21 protein-coding genes are annotated in these 17577 nt (G+C 56.0%); 2 read left to right on the top strand and 19 right to left on the bottom strand.

Annotated elements, in window-relative coordinates:
• Window positions 1-331 precede the first annotated feature (331 nt).
• Entirely contained in the window at window positions 332-679 is a 348-nt protein-coding gene (locus ACHZBF_RS02755) for an MGMT family protein (protein WP_273440678.1), read from the bottom strand.
• A gap of 380 nt (window positions 680-1059) precedes the next feature.
• Between ACHZBF_RS02755 and ACHZBF_RS02750 the strand changes: the two genes are divergently transcribed.
• Window positions 1060-1842, top strand: a complete 783-nt coding sequence (locus ACHZBF_RS02750) for a ParA family protein (protein WP_029132875.1) — start codon at window positions 1060-1062, stop codon at window positions 1840-1842.
• On the opposite strand, the gene ACHZBF_RS02745 is transcribed toward ACHZBF_RS02750, so the two are convergent.
• The 17 genes from ACHZBF_RS02745 to ACHZBF_RS02665 form a co-directional block, all read right to left on the bottom strand.
• Window positions 1839-2525 (bottom strand): tetratricopeptide repeat protein, encoded by a 687-nt coding sequence (locus ACHZBF_RS02745; RefSeq protein ID WP_273440677.1) that lies wholly within the window; start codon window positions 2523-2525, stop codon window positions 1839-1841. The two genes, ACHZBF_RS02750 and ACHZBF_RS02745, sit on opposite strands and share 4 nt — an antisense overlap.
• 210 nt (window positions 2526-2735) lie before the next feature.
• The gene (gene htpX, locus ACHZBF_RS02740) at window positions 2736-3614 is read right to left on the bottom strand and encodes a protease HtpX (protein ID WP_029132877.1); all 879 of its coding nucleotides are present in this window, start codon (window positions 3612-3614) and stop codon (window positions 2736-2738) included.
• Between the two features lie 199 nt (window positions 3615-3813).
• Window positions 3814-4548: a PEP-CTERM sorting domain-containing protein gene (locus tag ACHZBF_RS02735; protein WP_273440675.1), complete on the bottom strand. Its 735-nt coding sequence runs from the start codon at window positions 4546-4548 to the stop codon at window positions 3814-3816.
• A 389-nt stretch (window positions 4549-4937) separates the two neighbouring features.
• The gene (locus ACHZBF_RS02730) at window positions 4938-5567 is read right to left on the bottom strand and encodes a hypothetical protein (protein WP_321527602.1); all 630 of its coding nucleotides are present in this window, start codon (window positions 5565-5567) and stop codon (window positions 4938-4940) included.
• Complete coding sequence (locus ACHZBF_RS02725; RefSeq protein WP_051301941.1) at window positions 5567-6490, bottom strand: sulfurtransferase; 924 nt, start codon at window positions 6488-6490, stop codon at window positions 5567-5569. The genes ACHZBF_RS02730 and ACHZBF_RS02725 overlap by 1 nt, the downstream gene beginning before the upstream one ends.
• An 18-nt stretch (window positions 6491-6508) precedes the next feature.
• Window positions 6509-6694 carry a hypothetical protein gene (locus ACHZBF_RS02720; RefSeq protein ID WP_288107567.1) on the bottom strand — a complete coding sequence of 62 codons (186 nt, stop codon included), beginning with the start codon at window positions 6692-6694 and terminating at the stop codon, window positions 6509-6511.
• A gap of 16 nt (window positions 6695-6710) precedes the next feature.
• Complete coding sequence (locus ACHZBF_RS02715) at window positions 6711-6983, bottom strand: hypothetical protein (RefSeq protein WP_321527601.1); 273 nt, start codon at window positions 6981-6983, stop codon at window positions 6711-6713.
• Window positions 6984-6993: 10 nt separating this feature from the next.
• The gene (locus tag ACHZBF_RS02710) at window positions 6994-7284 is read right to left on the bottom strand and encodes a hypothetical protein (RefSeq protein WP_029132882.1); all 291 of its coding nucleotides are present in this window, start codon (window positions 7282-7284) and stop codon (window positions 6994-6996) included.
• 52 nt (window positions 7285-7336) lie between these two features.
• The gene (locus ACHZBF_RS02705) at window positions 7337-8173 is read right to left on the bottom strand and encodes a rhodanese-like domain-containing protein (RefSeq protein ID WP_321527600.1); all 837 of its coding nucleotides are present in this window, start codon (window positions 8171-8173) and stop codon (window positions 7337-7339) included.
• A gap of 4 nt (window positions 8174-8177) precedes the next feature.
• On the bottom strand, window positions 8178-8447 hold the full coding sequence (locus tag ACHZBF_RS02700; RefSeq protein WP_029132884.1) for a hypothetical protein: 270 nt from the start codon (window positions 8445-8447) through the stop codon (window positions 8178-8180).
• 105 nt (window positions 8448-8552) lie between these two features.
• Complete coding sequence (locus ACHZBF_RS02695) at window positions 8553-8762, bottom strand: hypothetical protein (protein WP_029132885.1); 210 nt, start codon at window positions 8760-8762, stop codon at window positions 8553-8555.
• A gap of 9 nt (window positions 8763-8771) precedes the next feature.
• The gene (locus tag ACHZBF_RS02690) at window positions 8772-9083 is read right to left on the bottom strand and encodes a sulfurtransferase TusA family protein (RefSeq protein ID WP_051301942.1); all 312 of its coding nucleotides are present in this window, start codon (window positions 9081-9083) and stop codon (window positions 8772-8774) included.
• Between the two features lie 25 nt (window positions 9084-9108).
• Window positions 9109-9753, bottom strand: coding sequence for a YeeE/YedE thiosulfate transporter family protein (locus ACHZBF_RS02685; protein WP_051301943.1), 645 nt, complete (start codon window positions 9751-9753; stop codon window positions 9109-9111).
• Between the two features lies 1 nt (window position 9754).
• A complete protein-coding gene (locus ACHZBF_RS02680) occupies window positions 9755-10246 on the bottom strand; it encodes a YeeE/YedE thiosulfate transporter family protein (RefSeq protein ID WP_029132886.1) in 492 nt (163 codons plus the stop codon).
• 154 nt (window positions 10247-10400) lie between these two features.
• Window positions 10401-11738, bottom strand: a complete 1338-nt coding sequence (locus ACHZBF_RS02675) for a sigma-54-dependent transcriptional regulator (protein WP_321527599.1) — start codon at window positions 11736-11738, stop codon at window positions 10401-10403.
• Window positions 11731-13194, bottom strand: coding sequence for a sensor histidine kinase (locus ACHZBF_RS02670; RefSeq protein ID WP_321527598.1), 1464 nt, complete (start codon window positions 13192-13194; stop codon window positions 11731-11733). The genes ACHZBF_RS02675 and ACHZBF_RS02670 overlap by 8 nt, the downstream gene beginning before the upstream one ends.
• Window positions 13191-14015, bottom strand: coding sequence for a phosphate/phosphite/phosphonate ABC transporter substrate-binding protein (locus ACHZBF_RS02665; protein WP_169720379.1), 825 nt, complete (start codon window positions 14013-14015; stop codon window positions 13191-13193). The genes ACHZBF_RS02670 and ACHZBF_RS02665 overlap by 4 nt, the downstream gene beginning before the upstream one ends.
• A 620-nt stretch (window positions 14016-14635) precedes the next feature.
• Here ACHZBF_RS02665 and ACHZBF_RS02660 point away from each other — a divergent pair.
• Window positions 14636-15289: a response regulator transcription factor gene (locus tag ACHZBF_RS02660; RefSeq protein ID WP_321527597.1), complete on the top strand. Its 654-nt coding sequence runs from the start codon at window positions 14636-14638 to the stop codon at window positions 15287-15289.
• A 120-nt stretch (window positions 15290-15409) separates the two neighbouring features.
• Here the strand turns inward: ACHZBF_RS02660 and ACHZBF_RS02655 are convergent, their stop codons facing one another.
• Window positions 15410-17497, bottom strand: coding sequence for a PAS domain-containing sensor histidine kinase (locus ACHZBF_RS02655; protein ID WP_321527596.1), 2088 nt, complete (start codon window positions 17495-17497; stop codon window positions 15410-15412).
• Window positions 17498-17577 lie beyond the last annotated feature (80 nt).

Raw genomic sequence — 17577 nt, 5'->3', positions numbered from 1 at the left:
TCCGATTACCCATCTTACTCAACCGCATGCGGAAAAAAGCATGGCCGCTAATGATGGGTTATTGCAAATGCCTCACCGGCGGACGGTGCCACATCCAATCGGCCCGAGGGCGGGCCTCCTACAAAATCGGCAGATAGCCTGGCAGGGTGGGCACGAACGACGTGCCCACCTTACTCGGCTGCCGCATCTGTAGGAGCGGCGCCCTCGCCGCGATACTCACTCTGGGACGGTGCCGCAACCAAACTGTCCGGAGCCGGGCAGGGTAGGCACATTCTTGTGCCCACGCGGGAGATGCAACACAGGACATATGGTGGATGCGCCCGGTCATGCCTCAGAACTCCAGCCGCATCAGCAACTCCGCCAGGTCCGGCCGCCAACCGAATTCACCCAGTCTGACCCGGTTATTCAGTACCACCACATCCTCTTCCTGTAGCCGCTGCTTCTGCCGTTCGGCTTGGGGCGAGCCGGCCGGAAAGGCGATTCGCCCGTCACTTCTGAGCACCCGGTACCAGGGCACTGTCTGGTCGTCCGGCACCTCACCCAAGGCCCGTCCCACCAGGCGGGCTCGCCTGGGCAGGCCGGCCAGATCGGCGATCTGCCCATAGCTGGCCACCCGGCCCTCCGGGATGGCCTGTACGGTACGCCAGATGCGTTGATAGTTGTTCACCTGCCTACCCATCTACCTCACCCACCTTCAGGAAAAACTCTGACATTTCCGGATCGTTTGCCGGTTCCAGTTGTGTGCACAATCCGGGATTCCGATTGTAGGTCGTGTTGGCCAAAGGCGTAACCCGACAACCGGGGCTCACCAGCACTCAATATCCCCGTTATCTCTTCGTCGGATTACGCTGCGCTAATCCGACCTACAGTCTACGGTCGCGAAAATTGCAGGTCGTGTTAACCAAAGGCGTAACCCGACAGGCATTGTTCAGCACAACACCTTAGTTGTGAATAAATAGAATCTGTAGCTGACAAAACGGTATTAGCCTGTTTGTTGCAACGCACAATAATGGGCGATACACTTCTCATCAATCTAACCGTTCGCTGGGAGCGACTATTATGCGTCGAGTGGTGTTTAATCAGAAGGGAGGTGTGGGCAAGTCCACTATCACCTGCAACCTGGCGGCCATCAGCGCCACCCGCGGCAAACGCACCCTGGTTATCGACCTGGACCCGCAGGGCAACTCGACCCGCTACCTGCTCGGTACCAATCCTGCCGAACTGGATGATACCCTGGTGGACTTTTTCAAGGAGATCCTCTCCTACAGCTTCAAACCGAAGGGCCCGGCGGCCTATATCCACGAAACCCCGTTCGAGAACCTGTACCTGATGCCGGCCCACCCGGAGCTGGAGGATCAGCAGGGGAAGCTGGAGTCACGTTACAAGATGTTCAAGCTACGCGATACTCTGCAAAAACTGGAAGGTTTCGATGAGATTTATATCGATACCCCGCCGGCCCTCAACTTCTACACCCGCTCCGCCCTGATCGCCGCCAACGCCTGCCTGATCCCGTTTGACTGCGATGACTTCTCCCGTCACGCCCTCTACACCCTGCTGGGCAACGTGCGTGAGATCCAGGATGACCATAATGATGAACTGAAAATTGAAGGCATTATTGTCAATCAGTTTCAATCCCGCGCCCGGCTGCCCCAGACCCTGGTCAACGAACTGATTGAAGAGGGGCTGCCGATTCTCGACACTTACCTCTCACCCTCCATACGCATCCGGGAATCCCATCAGAGTGCCCAGCCCATGATCCATTTCGACCCGAAACATAAACTCACCCGGGAGTATGAGGCACTGTACGGCGCACTTGGCCAGAGGGTGGCGGCGGAAGCCTAATTTACCGGCTCCGGCAGTCGGGCTGAAAGCGCCTGGAGAAAATCTCCGGAAAACACCTTCACACCCCGCTGCCGCGCCTGCCGTATCTTGTCCCAGGCGGAGGCATAATCACCCTGCCGATAGAGTGACCGGGCCCAGCGCTGCCACACCGGCAGATAATCCCCATCCAGCGCCACCGCCGCCGCAAATCGGGCATTCGCCCGATCGAACAGCGCCACACCTTGCCCGATCCGGGCGCTTTCGGCCTGCTCGCCCTGTAGTGAATACACCGTTCCCGTATCCGTCAGCAGCGCCGGTTTCTGGTAAACGTCATCCACAATATGCAGAGCCTGCTCAAGATAGCCTGCGGCACCCGCCAGGTCATCCCTGAGCACCAGCACCTGGCCAAAGCCCCAATAGACCTGGTAATTGGCCGGATCCAGCAGCCAGGCCTGGTTCAATCGGCGCATGGCCGCATCCAGATCGCCCAGGCGCAGGATATCAAGCGCCTGCCTGGACCACTCCCGGCTGGCCCGCTTCAGGTCCCCCCGATAACGGTAGCCCTCCTGTTTAACGAAGGCCGCATCTTCCCGTTGCAGATAATCGGAACGGGCGAGTTGGGGCTGACCGTACATGGGCAGGACCTCGATCGCCTCCTTCTCCGCCACCGTCATGCAGCCGCTGAGCAGGAGCGTGATCAACAAGATAATTTTGCTTCTAAGTACGTTCATTCAGTTGTAAATATTCAGCTATTCCAAAACACACGGAGGGGTAGGATGGGCAAAGCATCGGCACCTCGCTCGCCCCTTACACCCGGGCAACGGGCGTGCCCATCTTCTGCAGCACTGGATTAGAGTTTGATGGGCACGCTGCGCTTTGCCCATCCTACCCGCATTCCAGTTATTCGTGCTGTATCAACCCTGCTCACGCAGGCGTGCAATCCGATCCTCGATTCTGGGATGGGTGCGGAACAGATCACCCAGCCCCTTGCCCCCGGCAATACCGAAGGCCGCCAGCTGGTCCGGCAATCCATCCGCCTGCTGCATGCCACCGAGCCTCGCCAGGGCGTTGATCATGCTGTTGCGGCCGGCCAGTTTGGCGCCACCCGCATCGGCCCGGTACTCCCGCTGACGCGAGAACCAGAAGACGATCATGCTGGCCAGAATCCCCAGCACCAGTTCAGCCACGATGGTGGTGATCCAGAAAGCCGGGCCGTGTCCACGCTCGGTCTTGAACACCACCCGGTCCACCAGATGACCCACCACCCGGGAGAGCACGATCACAAAGGTGTTCACCACACCCTGGATCAACGCCAGAGTCACCATGTCGCCATTGGCCACATGGCTTACCTCGTGCCCGAGTACTGCCTCCACTTCCGCGCGGCCCATCTGTTGCAGCAGGCCGCTGCTCACCGCCACCAGGGCGTCATTGCGGTTCCAGCCGGTGGCAAAGGCGTTCATCTCCGCACCCTCGTAAATCGCCACCTCCGGCATGCCGATGCCCGCCTGCTGCGCCTGTCGCTGGACCGTGCTGACCAGCCACTGTTCCGCCGCGGTTGACGGGGTCTCGATTACCCGTAGTCCCATCATCCGCTTGGCCGTCCACTTGGATATAAAGAGTGAAATCAGCGAACCACCAAATCCCAGTACGGCGGCAAAAATAATCAGGGAGTTCATATCCAGACCCACCCCCTGCTGATCGAGAATCCGCTCCACGCCCAGCAGACGCAAGGTGACGGAGAGTACCGCGATCACCGCCAGGTTGGTGGCCAGGAACAGAATAATTCGCTTCATTGGGTCAGGACTCCAAAAATTAAGAATACTCGGGAGATAGGGATAACGACGGGTGTTTTCAAGAATTTAGCAGGGTCGCCACCCCACAGGCAATGTTGCAGTAAATCCAACCATAAAAAAGGCCCCCGCCTTTCAGCGAGGGCCTTGTCACCTGCCTGATCGACAGAAACTGGTTATTCTGCTTCTGTCGGAACAGCGATCAGGATGCCTTGCGGCCGCGCCAGGTCAGACCCAACAGGCCGATAGCCATCAGTGCCAGTGGTGCCGGGGCCGGCACGCCACTTGGGGGCAGACTACCCTGCTCAAGCAGGGCATAGTGGATCGTACCACCCATGTTCAAAACTTCGCCAAAGCCATCACCCCAAAACTGTACTTTTGTAAAGTCTCCCGAGTCGTCAAAAGCGGCCACGAACACGCCGGCACCACCGTTAGTCAGAAAACCATCACCAAAGACAGTGGACGCGCCAACCAGGATGGGCGCGGCGTCATCAAACGAGATATAAATATTGGAGGGCTGACAGCAGGTTGCCCAATCGCCCACCTCAAAACCGATGGCATTAACGGCAGAATCGAAAGTCAGAGTGACACCACTGCCAATTGCACCAATTCCCGGGCCCGATCCAGCAGGATCGATATCGACAACATAACCACTTGTAGTGCGGCTAGGGGAGGAGCTCCAGAGCGTGTAAATATAAGATGAGATTGCAGAACCATCGTTCATGGTGACAGTGTAATCACCCTGATTTGAAGAGGTACCACTCAACTGCGTGCTCCAGGTGTCGTGGGTTGCCGTACCACCCGCCGCAGTGACCGTATTGTTGAAGTTGGTCAAACCACCATCAAAATCATTATAAACCGTCACGATTGTGGCGTTGGCTGCGGTGCTAATTGCCAATACGGCAATAATCCCCAGCAGTTTAAGTTTTCCGATCATTTTCACTTCTCCTTGACTCGTTTTGTTGTTCGAACAGCGTGATGGTCTTAAGCCCACCAATATTTACCATACCGTCCCCACGGTTTGAGTTTTGCAAAAAACATGCCGACATGTGGATATTGTGAATAATATATTGATATTGTTATTTTTTAATTGGCACGACGACTTCGCAAAAGTCCGCAACAATAGGATTGTGTAAAAAAACCGAACATAATTTGTCTTTGACAAAGCCGATCCGGATGCCATGGCGGCGAGAGAGTGACCCCGTATATTGCGGATATTTTCTTTCGGCTTCACCCTGGAGGAAAATTAAATCTCCAGGTCACGACCTGTAGCCCATGCTGCCGGCCACACAATCCTGACACTGCCGTCAGCAGGCGTGAATGTGACTAAGGCAACTCATCCCGGATATAACGATAAAAACCGCTGATCTCCGCATCGCTGAACGGGTTTTCATACGCGGTGTAACTGTCGCCGCGCAGCCCCCCCAGCAGGCGGGCCAGCCATTCGTCATCCGGTATTGAGCGGGCGAAAGCACCGAAATTACCGATCACTACCGATGTATCCGGCGCCGGTGCAATATGGCAGCCCAGGCACAGCTGCTGATAGTCCGACGCCGTCTGGTATTTGGTCAGTGGATCCAGTGGCTGTTGGAGGTCGACTGGGAAACGGATTGGAAACCGTTGACTCATCTCTCCGGCGGCTTTGAATAACGCATTGGAACCAACAACCCGCAGCTGTAACCCTTCGATCTGATCCAGCAGGCTCGCCTCATCCAGCCCTGACTCCTGCAGATAGTAACGCGCCAGGAGCGGCAGTACATTGAGGCTGCTGGCGATTCGCCCCTCGATCCATTGGCGTTTTTCGGCCGACAGCTTTTCTTCAACCAATAACCGGCTGTCGCCGGCGAGCAGTGCCAGCTCCACGGCGAATCGTCGTTGATGTTCTCCCGCCGAAAAAACAGTGGCCGGAATCAACAAGGCGATTCCGGCCACCAGTCCCACAAGAAACCGGCTCATCAGAGCTTGATTTCCTCGGTCATTGGCAGTGATTCATCCGCACTCCATTCGACCATTGAACCGTCATACAGCCGGGATTTTTTGTTACCCATCAATTCGCTGCCGACGAACCAGCCAAGAGACGCCCAGTGCCCGGTGTTGCAGAAGTTGATGGCATCACCTTCTGTCGGCACATTGGCTACCTGGTAGAGTTTCTTCAGGGTCTCCACGTCGCGGAATTTGCCGCCGCCGTTAACAGTCAGCCAGCTCTCCGGCAGATTCTGTGCCTGCGGGATGGTGCCGCTGCGTTTCGACTTGGGATGCCGGTTGATACCGCGATACTGATGGGTCGGACGGTTATCGATCAGCGTCACACCATTGCCGGACGCTTGCTGTACATCCGCCTTGGTGGCCAGCAGCGCCTCATTCAGAGCAGCCTTGAAGGTTTTCGGGTCCGGGCTGTTATTGCCCTTTTCCAGCGTATTCTTCTTGTCCGCGGTATAGGCGGCCAGGCCACCATCCAGGATGGAGACATTGTCATGCCCCAGCAACTTGAAGGTCCAGTAGACCCGCGTCGCACTGCCCAGATCCAGCGCGTTTTTGCCGGCATGATAGATCACGACGTGCGTCTTGTTGTCCACGCCAAGATCGCCGATCAGCTTTTCCAGCTTGTCCACGGGCGGAAGCTGGCCGGGTATTTTGTCAACCTCAACACGCCAGCCCCCCTTGAGATAGTCGGTATGCACCGCGCAGGGAATGTGAGCCCGCATATAGTCTGTTTTGGAACCACCATCAATCGGGTTACGGATATCCAGCACACGCACGTCGGCATTACAGCTGTTGGTCTTTACCCAGTCCACATCCACCAGCGGGGTAGCACCCCAGGCTATTGAACAGAGACCCAGCAGCGCCAATCCACCACCGATTTTTTTCGTTATGTTCATTTTCATCCTCCTGGTTATTTAGAGCACAATCAGACGTTCAGCGACCAGAATCTCATCAAGTATCTGATCCCAGTCACTGTCCGCAAGGTTGTCACCTGCTGCATCGTAGTGATACAGATTACAACGCGTTAAAAGATGATCTATTCCCGCCTCAACGGTTTCGCTGTCGGGAAAGAGACCCGTCTTTAAAACAGCTATGTTCATTGTTCGTACGACCTCCCTAAAGATTGATTACGCTGTCGGCCTGCAACAGCGCGAGGGAAAGAGCGGCACTATCAAGGAACGGTAACTCCTCACCGGGAACCGTGGTTTCCGGTTCGATGTCGCACAGTTCCAGCGTCTCCGCCTGTTCAATGTTCTCCGCAGTCTCTTCCACCGGACCCGTCATGAAGATCAGGCGAACCCCATGGCCGGCGATGGTCAGCCCCGCCGCTACACGCATCGCTTCCGCATGATCCCGCCGCGCCAGTACAACCAGGTTTTTATTCGGCATGCATCCTCTCCTACAGACTGATAATCCGGTCCGCTTCGCCGACCATAATGCTGTTCTGGGTTTGGCTGCCCAGTTCCACCGGGCAGGGCTTGTCGCCCATAAAGCGGGCCCAGGAGTGCTCACAGACCACCACCCGTTGCGCACAACAGGCCGCCTCCTGCATGCCCGGCTCCGCCAGGATGTTCACCCCGTCATTGGTAAAGAAACAGCTCCAGCGGGTGCCCTTTCGCTTGCAGGCGGCCGCCAGTGGCAACAACACTCGACCGGCATCCGGTGTCGATACAATAAACAACAGATTCACGCATACCTCCCTTTGCCCAATGGCGTTTTATTGACGACTGACCTGCCCGTTTTCAGGAGCCTGTCAACGTCTTGTTATCTTCGTAGCTTTCTGAATCGACCGGCAGACTGCCATCAGCAGACCAGGCTCGCCAACCTTCGATCAAAACCTGCACCGGTTGGGGCCAGTGGGCCTGCAGGCGGACGAAGGCGGCGACCGAATCACGTGGTGCGTGACCGTAAACCACCGTATCCACACCCGCTTCAGTCAATCGGACCGGGGAGCCGGTTTCCAGGGCCACAGGCTCTGCACCCGGAATGTGTCCGCCGCGCCAGCCCCGTATCTGCTCACCCCAGTACTCCTCCTGACTCCGCGCATCAAGCAGTCGCAAGTGTTGATTTCCGTTCAAGCGTTGCTGCAACTCCCGGCGCAGCACGATCTGTGCATCCCGGGGCATCGCAACATAGTGCCGCTCACGACTCATGCTGCGTCGCTGGCCAGCCGCGAAAGCATAATCCCCCGAGGCGATCAGCCGACTCAGCGGTGGCTGCAGCACCAGCACACTCCGCTGCCCGGCCAGATAGAGCACGCCGGCGATAAAGTCGCGGGCTTCACCCGGTCGACCCGCGACCACCACTGTTTCACGCCCCTCCAGCCCCAGCGTACCCAGCAACCAGACGATGTCCCGTAGGCTCGGCAGACGACCACTGTGGCCGAGCAGCTCTTCTGCCGCGAGGCAGCGGGCACCCTGAATGCTGCGTTTTTCACACTGTTCAAGCGGGCGCGTATCCAGCATCCGCCAGTGGCCGTCTTCCGGCAGACCGTCAATAAACCGCAATCCGCTCGCCGTAGCCGGAAGCGCCATCACGGCCAGCAGACCCAGGCAGCAGACGGCAGCAAACTGGATCACTGATCTAGCAGCCGCCAAAATGCCTTTTCACCGGTGCGCTGCCGGTTGCCTTCACGGGCGGATTCTCCAGGTAGTAACCCACCAGTTCCACGACCGGAATCTGCCCGTAGTCAGGTCCCAGGTCCACGTCAGAGAACGCCTCCATCGGCTGCGGCTGGCTGGCGGCCAGGCGTTTCTCCTCCGGGACTGCCGCATAGGAAAACAGCACCGCACTGAGGCCCAGCGTACCTACCAGACTGAGAACATTAAAAATCACCACTTCCCGACGCATCATGCAGTCTCCTCAGGATGAATCACTGGTCATGCTCATATAAAGCACAGCCATCGACAAAACGAACATGCCTATTTGAATCCAGGTTTGCAGACTCAGATCCATGGTTCACTCCCCCTTGTAGTGACGAATCAGTTCACCCATGTTCAGCGGCTCGCCCCCTTCGGGGTTGATCACCTGGGGTGTGTAGAACGGCACGCCATCACGGTCCGCATGGAGATAATCCGGCTGGGCAATGACAATATAGGAGAGCGATCCAACAGAGACCGCTGTCACCGCGACGGATAGAGTCAACATGGCCAAATAACCTTTTGTCATGGCCCGATCCTATTGCCGGCGGACTATGACACGCCAGTAGCGGTCAGCTTTCAACGTGCCCAGATGAGTGCTGTTGAGTTCCGGCATCATCGGCGGAATCGCCTCCATCGAGGTGGGATTGTCGATGCGCACCTCAATCACGTCACCCGCCGCCGCCCCGGAGAGCGCCTTCTTGGTCATCAACTGCGGACGGGGGCAGGAGTCGCCGATACAGTCCACAATCTGGCTCACCGGATAGGTGTTGCCATCTTCCAGCGTAACCTCGCCGGTCGGACCCGCGGATTCCGTCGATTTATTTTTATTACGTCCAAAAAGTCCCATGAGATCTCCTCCTGTGGAGTGCTGTTCAGGATTTGCTTTCCAATACTGTCCGGGCGGCGGCCACCGGCTGGCTTACCGGGGCATGTTGCTCGGCGATGCGGCGTTCCTTGCGCAGGATCGCCTGATAGATGGCATAGAGCACTGCGGTCTGGATCAGACCGAAGAATAGTGCCGGGATACCGGTCTCCTCCTGCAGGGTGGCCGCATTGGCAAAGCCAAATTGCAGACCCGCCAGGTTGGGTTCACCGGTCATGGTGGCCGAGGCCGGCGGCCAATAGGTGTAGGACCAGACCAGAGAGAAAAGGAACATGCCGATAAAGGTAAACAGCAGCGCCCAGATGGCGCCTACGTTGCCCTCACCCGCCTTGACCCAGGTGGAGACGGTGCAGGCGCCAGCCAGCACCATGCCGATGCCGAACAGGAACAGTCCGATAACCTGGTTGATACCGACGTCAAACTGCAGCGGAACTCCATCACCGAAGGTCATGAAGGTGGTGAAACCGACCGTGAGAATCATCATGGTGACCAGCAGCGCCTTGGTATTGCGATAGGTCTTGAACAGCATGGCATCGCGCAACGCTGCCGTGTTACAGAAGCGCGAACGCTGTACCAGAAAACCCACGGCGGAACCGAAGATAAAGGCAGCGAGACATTGACCGACAACCGACATATCAACCCTCCAGAACTTTCTTGTAGATGAGTGAGCCGACCCAGGCCCCGGCAATGATGCCGGTAATCGACAGATAGCCGCCCAGGTTCATCTGCGGCGTCAGTCCAAAGAAGGTGCTCACATTGCAGACGAAGGCGAGACGGATGCCGATCCCCATCAGCAGTCCGCCGATGGTAATCATCACCCACTCGGAGAGATGTTTCGGGACACGCCAGTAGAACTCCTTGCTCATCAGCGCGCCCACCAGGGCACCGAACAACATGCCGAGGCTGATATAGATCTTCCAGTAACCGGCATCGGGCTTGAAAACCAGATCCCAGAACGGAATGCGGGCCAGTTCATCACCCAGGAAAAACTCGGCAATGAGACCGGTCATCATGGTCTCGCCGCCACCCACGGTCCAGGCGCCGACCGTCAGAAACAGAAAGATATTCAAGACCGCGATAATCGCCAGGGAGATCACCGGGTCGAAGGTCTTCTTGAAAAAATCCATGCACCCTCCAATGCCAGTTCGTTATTGTTGACAGAGAAGTGCAAACCGGGTGCCAATCGGGATTTATATATTTTTATTAATTATTACAACAGCTTAAATATCTAATGAAATACTGATTCTGATCTGTTTTGAACAGGGGCTGTCGCAAAATGAATCACCCCGACTGGCCCATTTTGCGCCTCAGGGTCGAACGACTGATCCCCAGCACACGCGCCGCCGCCACCTGATTCTGGTCATTCGCCTCCAGCACCGCACGAATATGTCGCGCCTCAAGTTCGGCGATAGTCAACGTGGTTTCCGCGCGCGTCTCACTCACAATGGCCTTGCCCGGGGTGGAGATAATGATCTGGTGCGCCTCCAGCACCGGCCCGGGAAAAAGGGCAAAACTGCGTTCGATGATATTCTCCAGCTGGCGCACATTGCCGGGCCAGTCATACTGCTGCAGCTTCTCCTGGGCCGCCGTGGAAAGCCCCAGGTCGTCACGTCCGAGGCGTTCTCGCAACTGGTGCACGAAATGCCACGCCAGCGGCAGGATATCATCGCGCCGCTCGCGCAGGGCCGGCAGATGAATCGGCAACACGTTGAGCCGGAACAGCAGGTCGCTGCGAAACTCACCCCGGGCCGCCATCTGCTCCAGATCCCTATTGGTGGCGGCGACCACCCGGACATTGACCCGCACAATGCTGTTACCGCCGACCGGTCTCACCTCCCCCTCCTGCAGGGCCCGCAGCAACTTTGCCTGCAGGCGTGGACTGACATCCCCCACCTCATCCAGAAACAGGGTCCCGCCATCCGCCTGCTGAAACAACCCTTCCCGGTTTCCGCCGGCACCGGTGAAGGCGCCCTTTACATGGCCAAACAGTTCCGAATCGAGCAAATCCTCCGGCAGCGTGCAGCAGTTGATCGGCACGAACGGCTTGTCCGCCCGGGCGCTGGTGCTGTGCAGTGCCTGTGCAACCACCTCCTTACCGGTCCCGGTTTCCCCGGTGATCAGCACCGGGATGTCGCGCTCCTGGATACGCGCCACCACATCCAACACCTGCTGCATGGCGGCGCTGGCGGCAATGATGGAGCGAATCTGTTCCCGGCCATCCAGGGCCATGCGCAGGCGTTTTACCTCCTCCTGCAGCGCCCTGCGTTCCAAGACCTTACGGACCCGCAGCATCAGTTCATCGGGGTTGATCGGCTTGGTCAGGTAGTCATAGGCTCCCAAGCGCATTGCCTTGACGGCTGTTTCAATGGTGCCGAAGGCGGTCATGACAATGCTCTCGGTGGCCAAACCACGCTCCTGCAGCTGAGTCAGCAGGTCGATACCGCTCTCCATACCCAAGCGCAGATCGGTGATGACCAGATCAATCGACTGGGTTTCGAAATAACCCAGCGCCTCATCAATCCCTGCGGCTTCAAACGGTACAAAACCTTCCGCCTTCAGCAGCAGACTCACGGTCTTGCGAATGGAAAACTCGTCATCGACAATCAGTACGTTACCCATCGTTCGTCACTTCCAGGTCAAAAGCCACTTCGGTGCCGGAACCCTCCCGGCTGGTGATGCTGAGCACCGCACCGTGCTGCGCCAGAATACGCTGCACCACGGGCAAACCGAGGCCGGTACCCTCCTTTCTGCTGGTAAAAAAGGGCTTGCTGATTTCAGACATCAGGTCTGCGGGAATGCCCCGGCCGTTATCCACAATACTGACATTGAGCCGGTCACCGGTGCGCTGTAAGCGGATAATCAGTTTCCCCTCACCCGTAATCGCCTGCAATGCATTCAACATCAGATTGAGCAGCACCTGGCGCATCAGATCAGGATCGAAGCGACAACGGTTATCCTCCTCATAACGTCGCTCAAAGCGAATTCCATCCGCATAACGGGGGTCCTGACTAATCAGCCCAATAGTCTGCTCAACCAGCAGTTTCAGGTCTCCATCCTCCAACCTGGGGGCCGGCAGTCGGGAGAACATCAGGAAATCGTCCAGAATACGTTGCAGGCGGCGCGACTCGGTGTTGACGATATCCACGACCGCCGTGTGATCCTCGGCAGCAAGTTGCGCATTGCCCAGCAGTTTTACCGAATTGATCAGCGCCACCATCGGATTGCGGATCTCGTGAGCGATCGAGGCGGCCATCTCACCGACACAGGCCAACCGCTCCGCCTCGGTGCGCTTACGATGCTCCTGTTCCATCTGCCGGGAACTGCGCTGCAGCGAAGCCGCCATCAGATTGAAGGCCCGGGACAGCGTTCCCGTCTCATCCTGGCTGCGCACATTCACCCGGGCATCCAGGTCCCCGCCGCCAATCTTTTTTGCCGCCAGTGTCAGCTCGTGCAGGTTTCGGGTCACTGCAAGGGAGAGCAACCAGGCGGCAACACTGCCGATCACCAGCGCCAGCAGGGTATATTGAATGCCGCGATTGCGAGTCTCGGTCAGGGCATTTTCAAGATTTGTGGTAGATAACCCCAGCACCACGAATCCCACCCGGTTATTCTCAATCAGGACCTCTTCCCGGAGATCCAGTACCCGGTCATCAACTGCCAACGGGAACTGATCGTTCTGTTCGATGACTGGTCCGACCTGACGCCCTACCCGCCCCTCCCGGGTGCTGGCCATGACAAACCCCCGAACATCGACGACTTCACCATAGGAGACATCTTCCCGTTCACCGACCCGGCGGGTTACCTCTGCCAACGAGGCCAGATCCTCGGCCAACAAGGCATTGGTCGACGCCACTACCATCAAACTGGCCAGTGAGCGTCCCTGATTGACCATCTCCTGACGCAGTTCATGGGACTGGCGCTCAACGGCCTCCCAGGTGAACAGCCCCATCAGCACAACATGCACCAGGGCCACCGAAATGATCAGTCGCGCACGCAGGGTATGGAACAGGCGGGGAACCCATCGACTCTGTTGCCCCAACATTGGGGCGGTTGAAAACAGAGGGGTGTCTGTCACGGCTTCACCTCCAGATACTCTGCATCGGCGGCGGACTCAAAACCCCGTTTGAATCCCATCTGCTTGATGATCGTCTGGCCATGCTCAGTTTCAGCAAGCCCCACCAACGCCCGGTAGAGTCGATCAATGTCTTCAGCCGACAAGTCGTCCCGAACAGCTATTGGCATCTGTGGCTGCGGCGGTGTCTCGGCAATAATCTGCAGATCCTCGCGCACCGCTTGTGGCATTGACCGTAACGAAGGGCGCCATGTCCCGATGATATCAACCAGCCCGTTATGCAAGGCCAGAATGGCCGAATCCTGTGAGCCGAAATACTGCACCTGCATTTGTCTGTCCACGTCGATACCGATCGAATTCAGGTAATCCCGAACCATGACAGTCGCCGCAAAGGCACCCGGATCAGGAAATCCGATACGTATCCCCGAAGGCAGTGAATCAGCCGACAGGGCTCGGATGGGGCCGCTGTTGCGGGTCACCAGGATGCCCGTAAAGGGTTCGGACGCCACCTTGACAATTACCCGATATCCGTATTGACGGGAGCGCCCGTAAAGCATCGGGTTAAGATAAATGATGTCATATTCTCGCTGTGCCACTTTCTCCATAAAAGCGGAGAAACTGCTACTGGTGACAAACTGTACCGGGCGTCCCAGTTGCTGACCCAGATACCCGGTCAACGGCAGAAACATACCGGCCAGCTTGGTCGGGCTCTGCAGGGGCAGAACACCGAAGCGAAGGTATCCCGGCTCCTGATTTTCGGCCGACACCCCAGCCGATAGCAACAGGGCCAGCAACAATGCCGGCCAGCCAAATCTTCGTCCCAACTCCAACCTCCCACACCGCAAAAAATTATGGATGGCAAATGCACCCCATGCGGGGTCCGGCATTTCATGCCTATCAGACCAGGGGGCTGCCTACCTGAAAATATAAGCCATCCTTATTTTCCAACTGACTCAGCCATATATGGAAAAAGCATGACAGTGAATGATGGGTTATTGCAAATGCCTCATCAGTGCAGCCAATCCGTAGGGTGGATAAGCGACAGCGCATCCACCGGCTTATCCACCCTACATCGGGCGCCTGGGTGGTGACCCGGACCTGATCGTGGCTGAGTCTGGTGGGCATTCAGGCAAGTTATTGTTCTCGTTACTGGAGCGGGCCGGACTATATAATTAACCGGATGTATTAGCACAGCCCATTACCCATATGACTGTCTGATAGCCCCATAAAATACATTATGTATCGTCAGGTTATTTTACACTTCGCCGCCTCACCTACTCCTAACTCCTTGATTATATTTATACGGCATGTTTATTGCATTTTTTAGAATCAAACAAAAGGGCTCTCGTGTCACCTGACTGTATTCGACGGACGCCCGGCATATAGGGAATTAAGAGATTTTCTCTTCGTATAGAAGATTTGCACTGTTCGGAGGGGTAGTACCATGTCAATCGGTAGAATTCTAATTGCAGATGATCATGCCATGATCCGCGAGGGAATCCGGGCTATTCTTGCAGATGAGCAAGATCTGGAAATCGTCGGTGAAGCTGTCAACGGGCATGAAGCCATCCACAACACCAACCTGTTTCAACCGTCCATCATTCTCATGGACCTGAACATGCCTCACATCAACGGGACCGAGGCTATCCGGGCAATCAAGCGACGCCATCCCAAGGTTAAAATCATTGTTCTCACGGTCCACAAAGCAGAGGAGTTTGTAAGGTCCACTCTCGATGCGGGAGCCGATGCTTACATACTGAAGGACGACACCAGACTTGAACTGATATCAGCCATCAGGCATGTCCAGAATGGCAGAAGCTACCTGAGCCCCTGTGTCTCATCGATGGTGGTTACTGGTTACCTTGGGCGGAACGACTCTTCCACCCAACAGGCTTCCTGGGAGGTATTGACCACACGGGAACGCGAGGTTATGAAACTGGTTGCGGAAGGCTTCAAAAACAAGCAGATTGGCAGCTACCTTTCCATAAGCCTCAAAACCGTGGAAAAGCATCGATCCAACCTGATGAAAAAACTGGATCTGCACAGCGCCTCCGCCATTACGGCATATGCAATGGATAATAACCTGCTGGTCAACTGACCGGAGACACTGAAAACACGACACGCTTAATACGGCCGGGTAGGTAACTCGGCCGGTTTCCCTGTGCTCAGACACTGTTACTCTGCCGAATACACATATTGCGTAGACACACACCGTCTCCTATTCAGTATTGGCCGGCCATGTCACTTCAACCTTGGTTCCCTTACCAATTTGCGAAAAAATACTGAGCGTGCCACCGGTACACTCCGCCCGCTCCCTCATGCTGATCAGGCCAAGGCTATATACGGGCGTGACTCCGTTGTTCATGGCCATCCCTTTCCCGTCATCTTCGATCGATAACCGCAACAGTTTATTCTTCAGATACAACCTGACAGTTGCACTCTTGGCCTGCGAGTGTTTCGCGATATTGTTGAACGCCTCCTGAAGGATTCTGAATATGGTGGCTTTAATCTCTTCACCAATATGCTCTTCTATCACGTCGACCTCTTTTTGAATCTCCATGTGGGGAAGTTCCGCCGCACACTCGCGGCAGAACCAGCTGATGGTGGCAACAATTCCCAGCTGGTCCAGGGTCGCGGGCCTGAGATTCATGGAAATTCTTCTGACTTCATCAATGCCCATTTGAACTTTAACCAGCAGATCACGCAGTTTCTCCGTAGTAGTACCACGACCCCGCTCCATCTCCCGCACTACGTTTTCCACTGCCATCTTGATTCCGCTAAGCGTTTGACCGATACCATCATGCAGATCATTTGCGACGCGTTTTCTCTCCTGCTCCTGAACATCGATAAACTTAATCGACAACGCCTCCAATTCCGCCTTGGATGCTTCCAGGCGATCTTGAGTGACAACCAACTCGGTGATATCTACCACATTACCCAAAATCGCCGATTGGCCTTTGTGCACAACTTTTGCCGTGCTCTGATTCAACCAGATAGTGCGCCCATCCGGGTGCAAAACCTTAACCACGGTCGCACCACTCATCTCTTCCAGAGGGTCTGCGCCTTGTGCCTGGGAAGAGGAATCGCTGGAAAAACGAACCAGGTCGGTTAGGCGGACGCCGTATAACTGCTCAATGGAGCAGCCCAATATCTCGGCAAAACGGCGATTACAGAAGACTAAAACCTGATCTTTGAGTATATAGATTCCAGTCAATGTCGTATCAACCAGGCAAGCATATCTCGATTCCGACTCTTTCAGGGCCGCCTTGTCCTTCACATGCTCGGCAATCTGCTGCTCCAGTTCCCCATTAATTTTCCGAAGCAGAGCGGCGGTTTCCCACAATTTTTGCTGCAGATCACTATTATTTGATCGCAGAAGATCCCTGGCTCTGCGCTCCAGTGTAATATCGGTCAAGACCAGCGCAGCGCAGCTTTCTATTCTGTAGCTATTCAGCTGATCTTCAGTAGCCAGATAGCGCAAGGAGACTCGTATCTCCCGGCTCAGCGGTTTATCAAAGTACTCCCACTGGGCATGTCGATGCATACTCAGGTACGCCAACTCAGTCTTTAGACGAAGGCGCAGCTCACAATCCTCTTCAATACAGTGGGGATGCAGTACCGCGTGACAGTCACGTCCACCCACCCGTTTAACTTGCGACAGATTCCAATCCTCAACCACGCGGTTGGCCCGTGTTATTTTTCCATTTGCATCGAGGAGGAATACAAGTTGCGGGAGCGCATCAACCGTTTGCTCCCATTCATTCTTGGCAATCTCTATGCTTTCTTCACAGCATCTGCTGGAATGTATCAGGGAGCGGTTCGCCAGCAAGAGGGCAATCAACTCCGATACACTGATTAGAAATCGAACATCGTCAAGCGAGAAGCCTTCCAACTCCCGGGAGAGAAGGCCTACCATGCCAATCCGGTTGCCGGAATCGGCACAGGTTACGATGGCAACAGCCAGTGACTCAAAAAATTTTGTTCCGTACACGGTATTGAACTGCGACACCAGCGGTGCGTTGCCTCGGTGTTCAAGCACGCTCGATTTGCCTTCCATAATCTCGAAAAACTGATCCAGCCTGTTAGACAGTTTATCCAGTATGACCTGGCCAATCCCATGGCCTGCTGTGAAACCGGAAGCACCGTCAGTTTGAAGCGCAATAAAACACGATGGATAACGTGATTTCAGAACGCCGGCAACTTCCCTCATGGCGCAATCGGTCCCGGTTTTCATGCGCTGGGCACGACCGATGATTTTCACAATCGCCTCGATGGTACAGGTAGTATCCAATTCAGAAACGTTCATACCTTACCTACCTTTGTTGAAGGCCATGAGGATGGAACCACAACAGGGCGCACCGGTATCTATCCATCGCCTATTGGGGT

Source organism: Sedimenticola selenatireducens (assembly GCF_963675335.2).
In the GTDB taxonomy this organism is placed as follows: domain Bacteria; phylum Pseudomonadota; class Gammaproteobacteria; order Chromatiales; family Chromatiaceae; genus Sedimenticola; species Sedimenticola selenatireducens.
Note: the sequence above shows the minus strand (reverse complement) of the source record. Positions and strands in the feature narration are given on the sequence as shown.

Bases quoted from the DNA above. Each gene is read 5' to 3' on its own strand.
- ACHZBF_RS02715 (WP_321527601.1), bottom strand. From the start codon at position 6,983: ATGCCGAATAAAAACCTGGTTGTACTGGCGCGGCGGGATCATGCGGAA.
- ACHZBF_RS02750 (WP_029132875.1), top strand. From the start codon at position 1,060: ATGCGTCGAGTGGTGTTTAATCAGAAGGGAGGTGTGGGCAAGTCCACT.
- ACHZBF_RS02700 (WP_029132884.1), bottom strand. From the start codon at position 8,447: ATGATGCGTCGGGAAGTGGTGATTTTTAATGTTCTCAGTCTGGTAGGT.
- ACHZBF_RS02680 (WP_029132886.1), bottom strand. From the start codon at position 10,246: ATGGATTTTTTCAAGAAGACCTTCGACCCGGTGATCTCCCTGGCGATT.
- ACHZBF_RS02685 (WP_051301943.1), bottom strand. From the start codon at position 9,753: ATGTCGGTTGTCGGTCAATGTCTCGCTGCCTTTATCTTCGGTTCCGCC.
- ACHZBF_RS02735 (WP_273440675.1), bottom strand. From the start codon at position 4,548: ATGATCGGAAAACTTAAACTGCTGGGGATTATTGCCGTATTGGCAATT.
- ACHZBF_RS02675 (WP_321527599.1), bottom strand. From the start codon at position 11,738: ATGGGTAACGTACTGATTGTCGATGACGAGTTTTCCATTCGCAAGACC.
- ACHZBF_RS02690 (WP_051301942.1), bottom strand. From the start codon at position 9,083: ATGGGACTTTTTGGACGTAATAAAAATAAATCGACGGAATCCGCGGGT.
- ACHZBF_RS02725 (WP_051301941.1), bottom strand. From the start codon at position 6,490: ATGAACATAACGAAAAAAATCGGTGGTGGATTGGCGCTGCTGGGTCTC.
- ACHZBF_RS02720 (WP_288107567.1), bottom strand. From the start codon at position 6,694: ATGAACATAGCTGTTTTAAAGACGGGTCTCTTTCCCGACAGCGAAACC.
- ACHZBF_RS02730 (WP_321527602.1), bottom strand. From the start codon at position 5,567: ATGAGCCGGTTTCTTGTGGGACTGGTGGCCGGAATCGCCTTGTTGATT.
- ACHZBF_RS02695 (WP_029132885.1), bottom strand. From the start codon at position 8,762: ATGACAAAAGGTTATTTGGCCATGTTGACTCTATCCGTCGCGGTGACA.
- ACHZBF_RS02655 (WP_321527596.1), bottom strand. From the start codon at position 17,497: ATGAACGTTTCTGAATTGGATACTACCTGTACCATCGAGGCGATTGTG.
- htpX (WP_029132877.1), bottom strand. From the start codon at position 3,614: ATGAAGCGAATTATTCTGTTCCTGGCCACCAACCTGGCGGTGATCGCG.
- ACHZBF_RS02660 (WP_321527597.1), top strand. From the start codon at position 14,636: ATGTCAATCGGTAGAATTCTAATTGCAGATGATCATGCCATGATCCGC.
- ACHZBF_RS02755 (WP_273440678.1), bottom strand. From the start codon at position 679: ATGGGTAGGCAGGTGAACAACTATCAACGCATCTGGCGTACCGTACAG.